Annotated in this window: 10 protein-coding genes; 5 read left to right on the top strand and 5 right to left on the bottom strand. The window is 41.3% G+C overall.

Annotated elements, in window-relative coordinates; genetic code table 11:
* Positions 1-425 precede the first annotated feature (425 nt).
* Together ABMY41_RS20680 and ABMY41_RS20685 are read left to right on the top strand one after the other, a co-directional pair.
* Positions 426-3,215, top strand: a complete 2,790-nt coding sequence (locus ABMY41_RS20680; RefSeq protein WP_349276123.1) for a TonB-dependent receptor — start codon at positions 426-428, stop codon at positions 3,213-3,215.
* A 73-nt stretch (positions 3,216-3,288) separates the two neighbouring features.
* The gene (locus ABMY41_RS20685; protein ID WP_349276125.1) at positions 3,289-3,705 is read left to right on the top strand and encodes a GNAT family N-acetyltransferase; all 417 of its coding nucleotides are present in this window, start codon (positions 3,289-3,291) and stop codon (positions 3,703-3,705) included.
* A 38-nt stretch (positions 3,706-3,743) separates the two neighbouring features.
* Here the strand turns inward: ABMY41_RS20685 and minE are convergent, their stop codons facing one another.
* From minE to minC, 3 genes are read right to left on the bottom strand one after another with little or no spacing between them, the layout of a single operon-like run.
* Positions 3,744-4,007: a cell division topological specificity factor MinE gene (gene minE, locus ABMY41_RS20690; RefSeq protein ID WP_054552047.1), complete on the bottom strand. Its 264-nt coding sequence runs from the start codon at positions 4,005-4,007 to the stop codon at positions 3,744-3,746.
* A gap of 1 nt (position 4,008) precedes the next feature.
* Positions 4,009-4,818, bottom strand: a complete 810-nt coding sequence (gene minD, locus ABMY41_RS20695) for a septum site-determining protein MinD (protein ID WP_054552048.1) — start codon at positions 4,816-4,818, stop codon at positions 4,009-4,011.
* 5 nt (positions 4,819-4,823) lie between these two features.
* Positions 4,824-5,528: a septum site-determining protein MinC gene (gene minC, locus ABMY41_RS20700; RefSeq protein ID WP_054552049.1), complete on the bottom strand. Its 705-nt coding sequence runs from the start codon at positions 5,526-5,528 to the stop codon at positions 4,824-4,826.
* Between the two features lie 156 nt (positions 5,529-5,684).
* On the opposite strand from minC, the gene ABMY41_RS20705 reads away from it, so the two are divergent.
* Together ABMY41_RS20705 and ABMY41_RS20710 are read left to right on the top strand one after the other, a co-directional pair.
* A complete protein-coding gene (locus ABMY41_RS20705) occupies positions 5,685-5,966 on the top strand; it encodes a YcgL domain-containing protein (protein WP_054552050.1) in 282 nt (93 codons plus the stop codon).
* The gene (locus tag ABMY41_RS20710; protein ID WP_274167632.1) at positions 5,959-6,984 is read left to right on the top strand and encodes a lytic murein transglycosylase; all 1,026 of its coding nucleotides are present in this window, start codon (positions 5,959-5,961) and stop codon (positions 6,982-6,984) included. The genes ABMY41_RS20705 and ABMY41_RS20710 overlap by 8 nt, the downstream gene beginning before the upstream one ends.
* A gap of 331 nt (positions 6,985-7,315) precedes the next feature.
* On the opposite strand, the gene ABMY41_RS20715 is transcribed toward ABMY41_RS20710, so the two are convergent.
* Entirely contained in the window at positions 7,316-7,612 is a 297-nt protein-coding gene (locus tag ABMY41_RS20715; protein WP_349276128.1) for a hypothetical protein, read from the bottom strand.
* A 259-nt stretch (positions 7,613-7,871) separates the two neighbouring features.
* Positions 7,872-8,429, bottom strand: a complete 558-nt coding sequence (locus ABMY41_RS20720) for a MarR family transcriptional regulator (RefSeq protein WP_054552053.1) — start codon at positions 8,427-8,429, stop codon at positions 7,872-7,874.
* Positions 8,430-8,680: 251 nt separating this feature from the next.
* Here ABMY41_RS20720 and adhP point away from each other — a divergent pair, with 251 nt between their 5' ends.
* Positions 8,681-9,691: an alcohol dehydrogenase AdhP gene (adhP, locus tag ABMY41_RS20725; protein ID WP_252949720.1), complete on the top strand. Its 1,011-nt coding sequence runs from the start codon at positions 8,681-8,683 to the stop codon at positions 9,689-9,691.
* Positions 9,692-9,852: the final 161 nt, after the last annotated feature.

Here is a 9,852-nt window from a genome sequence, read left to right on the forward strand (position 1 = left end):
ACAATCGCCAACTGGTTGAAGCGATGATCAAAGTGAAGGCGCTAAATAAGATCAACACCCTTGGTCTGCCTAAATATCAGTAAGTTAAGTGAGTTTATTAGAGAGCTGCATTTGATCAACAAGGCCCCGCTCACCCTATTCTGAGTTTGAGTTTAACAAGCTGTTAACTACCGAAAATCAGTTTAAAAACCGACAACAATAAATCGTTTTTGGGAGGTTATACCAATCCGCTTAATTAAATGGTCTATTTTGAGGCAAGAAAACCTTGTTGATAACAAGGCAAAAATTTCGTTATTTAGTTGTTCTAAATCAGAAATTTTTAACGCAGGTAGCGACAGGTTTAATCCCTCAAAATGACTAAGTATTATTGCGGGTTGGTATTAAAGCCTCATAAACAAAAACAGAACACACAATTGGAGATAGGCATGGGCAAGCAAACTGTAATAAAAACAAAAGGGCAAGGAAGGCATTTTAAGCGTAATGCAATTTTAATTTCGCTACTGGCGGCAATTAATACAAGCTATGCAGCAGAGCAAGCTAATGATGATGTAGAAGTGATTGAAGTACGAGGTATTCGTTCTTCAACTGCAGAAAACTTAGCAATAAAACGACTTTCAACGGCGACAGTTGATGCAATCACCGCAGAGGATATTGGTAAGTTTCCTGATAAAAACGTCGCTGACTCATTGCAACGTGTATCGGGCGTTTTGATTGACCGCGACGGTGGCGAAGGTAGCCGCGTGAGTATTCGTGGTACGTCACCGGATTGGACTCTCACCCAATTAAACGGTAACTATATTGCTTCATCAGGTTCTGGTATTCCTACCCGTAGTTTTAATTACACGTTATTGCCTTCAAGCATGATCAAAAGTGTAGAAGTGTACAAAAGTGCTGAAGCACGCACCGATGAAGGAGGTATTGGTGGTACGGTTATTTTACACACCCGAAAACCTCTTGAGATGGAAGCAAACTCAGGGGCGCTAAGTGCAGAGGTGACTTACGATGATGTGTCTGAAGACACTAAGCCGCAAGTCAACGTGCTTTATTCATGGAAAAATGACGACGAAAACTTTGGTGTGCTTGCCGGCTTTACTCGTCAGGAAAGGAAAGTGGTAACTATTTCGAACGAGTCTTTTGGTTGGCGATATTATTCGGACACAGCTGAAGACGCAGATCAACCTGCGATAGTAGATCAAGCAACCGGGGAGGTATATGACGATGTATGGGCATCATCTGGTATACATGTTAAAAATGCAGACCAAGACCGTGACCGTGATGGTTATCAAGTTGCAATTCAATGGATGCCAACAGACCGTTTAGATCTGAGTTTTAATTATTTTGGCGCAAAATTAAGTTATGACCAAGTTGGACAAGAAGTATTTTTTGCTGAGTGGAATGATAATCACAACCCCTATTTTGGTGTTGAACTAGACGGTGATACCGTGGTTGCCTACGGTAATGGCGATAATGGTCTACTCAATGATAATAACTGGGGTGATGCCGATGTAAATGGCGGTGTAGCGGTTCGCCGTGGTTTGTTATCGCCACAGTTAACAGGGCGTGAGCGTTTTGGCGAGTCAAAATCAAACACTTACGATTTTGAAGGCACTTATTATGGCGATACTTACAGCATTACAGTAAAACTGGGTCATACCGAAGCTGAAGGCGGTACCTCAAAAGAAACCTACGCCAATATAGATGCGCGTTTAGGTTCAGTAAATAGTTGGCACTGGTCAACCAAAGGCGGGAAACCAAGCTACGAAGTGTCGACTGATTTAGCCAACGATAAAGAAGCATACCAGTATTACGATTGGTTTGATTCTTATTCATCTGAAAACGAAGACTCAGAAGATTACATTCAAACAGATGTAAAATTTGACCTCGATGGCAACTTTTTCAGCCGTGTGTATTTAGGTGCTAAATACCGCGACCACGAAATTAAAGGTATTCGTAACGACTTTCGTTGGGATGACGGTATCGCTGATAACGGCGGTTACCGCGGCTACTTACCAGGGACTGAGTGGTTCCATAATCCAGATTTTCACCCAGATGCACCAACATTGGTAAGCGACCATGTGGTTGATAACAGCGCGGGTGATACAGGCGCATTCAACTTTTTAGCGTTTGATTTTAGAGCGTTGGATGATTACTTAAAAGATAACTTTAGTAAGACAGTGGTAGCATCACTATCGGGCACATACGCCCTTGAAGAGAAAATTTGGTCTGTTTACACCCAAGCTGATTTTGAATGGCAAGATTTCCGCGGTAATGTCGGTGTGCGTTATGTGAATACAGAGCTGAGCACCTTGACCTACGATGAAGTAATTGGTCAAGATGATAATGATACTGAGCCAAACGAGCGCAGTAGCGATGACAGCGAAGTACTACCAAGCTTTAACCTTGCGTGGGATGCAACCGAAGATCTTGTGGTGCGCTTTGCAGCAGCGCGTACAATGTCTCGAATCAGCTATTCAGATTTAAGCCAGTCTGAAACTTATGGTCCACCTGTTAACATTAACTCACCTGATTCATGGACCGGGAGGGGGCGAGGAACTTCAGTAAACACAGGCCTTGAGCCTATGTTATCAGACCAATTCGATTTAGGTATTGAATGGTATTATGGCGATGGCTCAGCACTGGGTGCGACATTATTCTCTAAGGATATTTCTAACCTACCAATCTCGACAGTAGAAATTGTTGAGCGTGAACACGATTGTTGTAACGGCCCAATCGAAGTCGAAATGAACACCAAAGTGGGTGGGGGTGATGCAAAATCAGAAGGTTTAGAGCTGTTCTTCCAGCATTCGTTTGATAATGGTTTTGGTATTTTAACCAACTATACCTACACAGATACCAGCACCAGCGAAGTCTCGACAGACGGGCAAAAAACAGAGGCCGAAATACCAGGCACCGCTAAGCACCAATATAATGTTTCGGTGTACTTTGAGAATGACGACTTTAGTGTTCGTGCGTCGTATAACTGGAAAGATGACCGTGCTAATGGCATACATAAAGGATACAACTTTTATACCAAAGACTATGGTCAGCTAGATGTGAATGCCTCGTACAACCTAACAGAAGATCTTTCATTTACTGCATCAGTGGTGAACCTAACAGAAGAACTTGAAGAAGGATATTGGAAACAAAGTAATCGCTTTACCTATAACCAATATTCGGGCCGCCGTTTTTACTTAGGCGCAAATTATAATTTTTAACCATAGGCATGTTGTTTGTTGCAACCTAAAAAGGTACTTTTATTAAAGTACCTTTTTCTTTTTTAAGACAATAATGATTTTTTTTGTAAAAACAACGGAGCAAGACAAAGCTTATTTACTCGACTTAAGATTAAATACCATGGTTGAGCATTTAGAGAATCAGGGGTTGTTTTTATCACTTGAGCAACATCAAGCAAGAGTGGCAGAGCATTTTGAGCACAGTCATTTAGTATTAAATGACGGGCAATGTGTAGGCGCAGCAAAATTCATCGTAAGTGACCAAGCAATCAGTTTATTACAGCTACAAATTGCACCTAAAGAGCAGGGCAGAGGGTTAGGCACTAAGGTGTTAGATACACTAAAAGCACAAACAGCAGAGATTAATTTAACGGTGTTAAAAGCCAATCCAGCGTATGGGCTTTATCAACGGGCAGGGTTTAAAACTCTAGGCGAAGACGACTATGAGTTTCATATGCAGTGGCATAAATAAAAAAGGGCGCTGTTAAAAAACTAAGCGCCCAATTTTGACTATTTCTTTTCTTCGTCAGGTAAGGTGACGTTTAGCTCAAGTACGGCTAAGTCATCTTCGTTTTGGTCAAACTGCACCTGAACTGCATCAGTGTTTACATTCACATATTTACGAATAACATCAAGGATGTCTTGTTTTAGCTGTGGTAAGTAATCTGGTGTACCACGCTGTGAACGTTCGTGCGCGACAATGATCTGCAATCGCTCTTTTGCTAATGACGCACTGCTTTTCTTTTCTGAGCGGAAGTAGTCAAGTAAAGACACATTAACCTCCAAAAATCCGTTTAAATAAGCCTTTTTTCTCTACGTCTAAGAAACGAAAATCAACAGTTTCGCCTAATAAACGATTGATTGCATCTGTGTATGCTTGGCCTGCATCCGATTCACCATCAAGGATTACCGGTTGACCAGAGTTCGATGCACTAAGTACAGCTTGTGATTCAGGAATAACGCCCAGTAGTTTAATCGCTAAGATTTCTTGTACGTCTTCTACCGAAAGCATTTCGCCTTTTTCAACACGCTCAGGATTATAGCGAGTTAATAGTAGATGTTCTTTTACGCTTTCAAGGCCTTCTTCAGCACGTTTTGATTTGCTGTGTAAAATGCCAAGAATACGGTCAGAGTCACGTACTGATGATACTTCTGGGTTTGTTGTTACAATCGCTTCATCAGCGAAGTACATTGCCATCATTGCACCAGCTTCGATACCCGCTGGAGAATCACACACAATGTAATCAAAATCTTTTTTCAGCTCGTTTAGTACGCGCTCAACACCGTCACGGGTTAGGGCGTCTTTATCACGGGTTTGTGAGGCAGGTAAAATATGTAGCTTATCAACGCGTTTATCTTTAATAAGTGCTTGATTTAGGTTAGCTTCGCCATTGATTACGTTTACGAAATCATAAACAACACGGCGTTCACAACCCATGATAAGGTCAAGATTACGTAGACCAATATCAAAGTCGATAATAACGGTTTTAAAGCCTTTAAGCGCTAAACCTGTGCCAATCGCAGCACTCGATGTGGTTTTACCAACACCACCTTTACCAGAAGTAACGACAATCACTTTTGCCATGAGATTTATCCTTTAACCAAAGCTGAAATTTCTAATGAATCATTTTTTTGTTGGATTTGTACTGCGCTGCCCCAGTGTTCACCTTGTAGAGAGTCGCTGATCCAATAACTACCATTAATCGAAACAAGTTCTGCTTCTAATTTTTGGCAAAATATATTTGCTTCGTTGTAACCTTTAGCCCCTGCAATTGCACGGCCACGAAGGGTGCCATAAATGTGCACGTTGCCATCGCTAATCACTTCGGCGCCATGACTTACAGCACCAATTACGATCAGGTCGCGGTCTTTTGCATACACTTGCTGGCCCGAACGTACAGTGCCATGAATAACTTGCGCAGGCAGGTGAACGGTTTTTTCAACGATAGATGTATTTGTTTGTTGTTTAGCGGTTGCACCCTTAACGTCTTGTGAATAATTTAACACCGACAGGCCCGCAGCTTTTGCGCTTTCGTTTTGCTCTTGAGAGCCATTACAAACCCCAACAGGGTTTAACGAAAGGCCGCTTAACATTGATTTTAAGAAAGAGAAATCAAGCGCTTCATCTTGTACGTCGCTTAAGTTGATTACGATAGGCGCACCGGCAAAGAACTTAGGTGCTTGGGCGATTTTCTCATCTAACTGCTTACTTAAAAGGGCTGTATCTGCTGAAAATAAATGTAAAACAGATAACGTAAAAAGGTTCCCTTTTAATTCAAAAATTTGTTCCGACATACACGCTCAATTGAATTGTCTGGATTAGCATTATTTAAGTATAAACACAGGCTGAACAAGGCATATACAGTAAAAATCTAATCTATTTTTTCTAACTTATTATATCACTCATGTTATAGTGTGCGCCTTCGTTAAGCAAGATATTATAGGGCCATAATGCTAACTGCGGTGTATAAAAGTATTAAAAAAGCGGATACATACCTTTTTGTAGAAAAAAGAGATGATTTCTCACGCGTACCTGAACCATTACTAGAAACGTTTGGTCAACCTAAGTACGTGATGATGATTAATCTAGCAAGCCGTGAAAAGTTAGGTGTGGCAGACTTAGACGCGGTTAAGCAAGCGTTAATTGACCAAGGGTTCTACTTGCAATTACCTCCGCCGGAAGAAAATCTGTTAACCCAATTTAAAAAAGACAAGGGAGTTGAGAGTGATTAAAAAACTTGCCGTCATTTTACTCAGTGCTTCACTAAGTACTTCAGTATTGGCAGAACAAAAGACACAAGCTGATTTTGACGTTTACGTTGCAGCATTAAAAAAAGAAGCACTTGAAAAAGGCTATGATGAAGCTTTAGTTGATCAAGCACTTGCAACAGCTAAATTCAAAAAGAAAGTGATCTCAGCTGATAAAAATCAGCCAGAAGTAAAAGAAACCCTCGAAACTTATTTACCAAAACGTGTGCCGCAATGGAAAATTGACCGCGCGCGTAAGTTATACAAAGAAAACCAAGACGTTCTTGAAAAAGTAGCCAAAGAATACGGCGTTCAAGCACGCTTTATTGTTGCACTTTGGGGCCTTGAAAGTAACTTCGGTAAAATCCAAGGTGGTCACAGTGTAATTGCATCATTAGTTACACTTGCTTTTGATGGTCGCCGCGAAACCATGTACAAAAACCAACTTTGGGCAGCGCTTGATATCTTAAAAGAGGGTCACATTACCCTTGATAAGTTCAAAGGTTCTTGGGCTGGTGCAATGGGGCAAACGCAGTTTATGCCAACCTCATTTAACGCTTACGCTGTTGATTACAACGGTGATGGCCGCAAAGACATTTGGACCACAGAAGAAGATGCCTTTGCGTCAATTGCTAATTACTTAAAGCAAGCAGGTTGGAACGATGATTTAACCTGGGGTCGCCAAGTTAAATTACCTGAAGGCTTTGATAACTCAAATATTCTTAAGCGTGGCACTAGAACACGCAGCCAATGGTTAGAGTATTGGAAAGAGTCAGAGCGCAGCCTTGCTGATTGGCAAGCTCTTGGGGTTCGTAAAATGGATGGTAGCGACTTACCAAACGTTGATATTACTGCCGCAATGGTAATGCCTGATGACGTAAATGGTCGTATGTATCTAGCCTACGATAACTACAAAGCACTTATGCACTGGAACCGCTCGTATTACTTTGCAACCAGTGTTGGTTACTTATCAGATCGCATTGGTTACCCAGCGATTAAGTGATTAGATACTAGAGCCTAGGTAACTAGGTGCTAGGCACTAGGGGATTTGCAGAAAGCGCGAGTTTATCTCGCGCTTTTTTATTACTACTGCAAAAGATCTCTAAGTGAATTACTCACAAAGAGTTCAAGAGGCGCTGCGCTCAAGAGGAAAAATACAAAATTATTAAAATATACTTGCTAACTTTACTCTTGTAACTTTCCTCTCGATACAATTTTTAAACCTTTACATTGAGTACTTGTTGCAGTGCATCAACGTTTTTACAGCCAAGGTATATGTTTTTTCCGTCAGTTAAAGTTATTTTAATGGCTTGTCCAACTGATGCATTGTATAATCAGCCATCATTTAGCATACGAATGCCAATCCCTTGATACCACTTTGTTTTGTAAGCTGAGGTTTCTGCAATCTGAGATAATTCAACATCTTTGCTAATAATCCCAAACCCAAAATACCAACGAAGTTTTTGCTCATCGATTACTATTGTTAGTGAAAAGAACAGCAAAGTAACAAGCAGGTTTATCGATAATATAATTATTTTGAGGCCAGCCAGTTCAGGGGATAAAACTATAAAGGCACTAATTACTAATAAAATAATAATTAACGAGTAACTTATTTCTGTCTGTTTATACATAGCCTAAGCTCCATTTAAGTCAGAACGTAAATAAACGTTTAGTCATTAGTATAGCAAAGGCAAGTGAAGTTATGATTACCCGTTCAAAACGCGCTAAAGCACGACCTACAAGAGAGCGCGCGAAACAAGTTTCACGCCTAGTGAGTCCCGTAAGAACGGCTTCAGCCGTGAATCTTTAGATGTTCGGCGTTAAACGCATCCTACAAACTTTACTCTTGTAACTTGCTAACTTTACTCTTTCCCCTTGTAACTCGCTAACTTATTCCCCTTTCCCCGGTTTTTTCAAAATCTTATCTTTAAAATCAAGTACCTTACCAATGCCTGAACCTAGTTTCATTAGGCTTTGGAGCTGCTCAGGGCTTAAGCGTTGTAGCTCTGCAGACCATTTAGTTACGGTTTCGAGTAGGTCGTGAATTTCTTGCATTTGCTGCTGAGCAAAGCGTTCATCATCATTGTGGGCTTCTTCTAAAATGTTATCGCGAAGCAGGCTAAGGGTTGGGTCTATCTCGCGTTTTTTACGCTCTTCGAATACGCGGTTGGCCATATCCCAAATGCTGCCAGCAGGGCCGTAGTATTCTTTACGGTCACCGGGAATATGATGCACTTTAATTAAGCGCCAAGACTGTAGCTCTTTAATGCCCATACTTACGTTTCCGCGCGAGATACTTAAGGTATCGGCAATTTCATTGGCGGTCATTGGCTCTTTAGTAATGGTTAATAATCCACACATTTGACCAATGGTGCGGTTAAAGCCCCAACGGCTACCCATTTCACCGCAGTGCATAACAAAAGCTAAGTTTTTTTCAGATAGGCTCATAATTTTTAGTATTCAAAACTTTCAGAAATTAAATGCTAGCACGCTCGGGGTATAACTAAAAGAAATAGCCACTATGCAATCTGCTACTACTAAAGTGTAGATACGCGATTATTTGAATTTAAGTTATTGAATTTAAATGATAGTTTAATTAAATGCCGCAGTGATTAGCTATTTGATGTGGATCAATAATAGTGACAGTTAATAAGTTTATCGTATAGGCTGAATCGCAATTAATACCATGGAGGAACGTTATGAAAGCTGCAGTAAATAAAGAGTACAAAGGTAAATTAACTATCGAAGATATCCCATGCCCAGAGGTGGGAATTAACGATGTACTAGTTAAAATTGCCGCGTGTGGAGTGTGCCACACAGATTTACATGCTTGTCATGGAGATTGGCCAGTCAAACCGAAAATGCCATTAGTACCGGGCCATGAAGGGGTAGGTACTATCGAAAAAGTAGGTGCAAACATTAAACACTTATCAGTAGGCGACCGTGTCGGTGTTCCTTGGTTATATAGTGCCTGTGGTCATTGTGAGTTTTGTTTAGAAGGCAAAGAAACCTTATGCCTTGAGCAGCACAACACGGGTTATTCAGTCGATGGTGGTTATGCTGAGTACTGTGTAGCCCATGGCGATTACGTGGTGAAAATTCCTGAAGAATTAGGGTTTGCTGAAGCCGCACCACTATTTTGTGCTGGGGTTACTACCTATAAAGCGCTTAAAGTGACTGATGCCAAAGCGGGCGACTGGGTTGCAATTGTTGGTGTTGGCGGCCTTGGCCACTTAGCAGTGCAATACGCAAAAGCAATGGGCTTTAATGTAATTGCCGTTGATACCGGCGAGAGCAAGTTGGCACTAGCCAAAGAGCTTGGCGCAGACATCACCATAGATTTTATGAAGCAAGTGCCTTCAGAAACCATTTTTGAACAAGTAGGCGGCGCACATGGTGTTGTGTGTACTGCCGTATCAAAACCCGGTTTTGAGCAAGCTTATAAAAGCGTACGCCGTGGCGGTAAATGTGTGCTTGTAGGTTTACCACCCGAAGATATGCCATTGCCAATTTTCGATACCGTGTTAAATGGTGTGTCTGTTGTAGGCTCAATCGTTGGTACGCGTAAAGACTTACAAGAATGCCTCGACTTTGCTGCCAAAGGTAAAGTTAAAGCGATTATTGAAGAAAAACGCCTAGAAGATATCAACGATATTTTTGACGACATGCTAAAAGGCGATATCACAGGCCGAATTGTGATGACGCTTTAAGCTGAGTCAGTTAACGCTGTCAGGTTTGTTGAGTTGTGATTACCAAGGGATACTGACGGTATAAGTACCAAGCGATTTTGACGTAATCACACTATCAATGTTGCCGAGCTTCGGCAAGTTTTGCTAACCGTAACGCAGTCGTATTCATATTTTCCCTTAGC

Source organism: Pseudoalteromonas sp. BZA4 (assembly GCF_040104395.1).
In the GTDB taxonomy this organism is placed as follows: Bacteria; Pseudomonadota; Gammaproteobacteria; order Enterobacterales; family Alteromonadaceae; genus Pseudoalteromonas.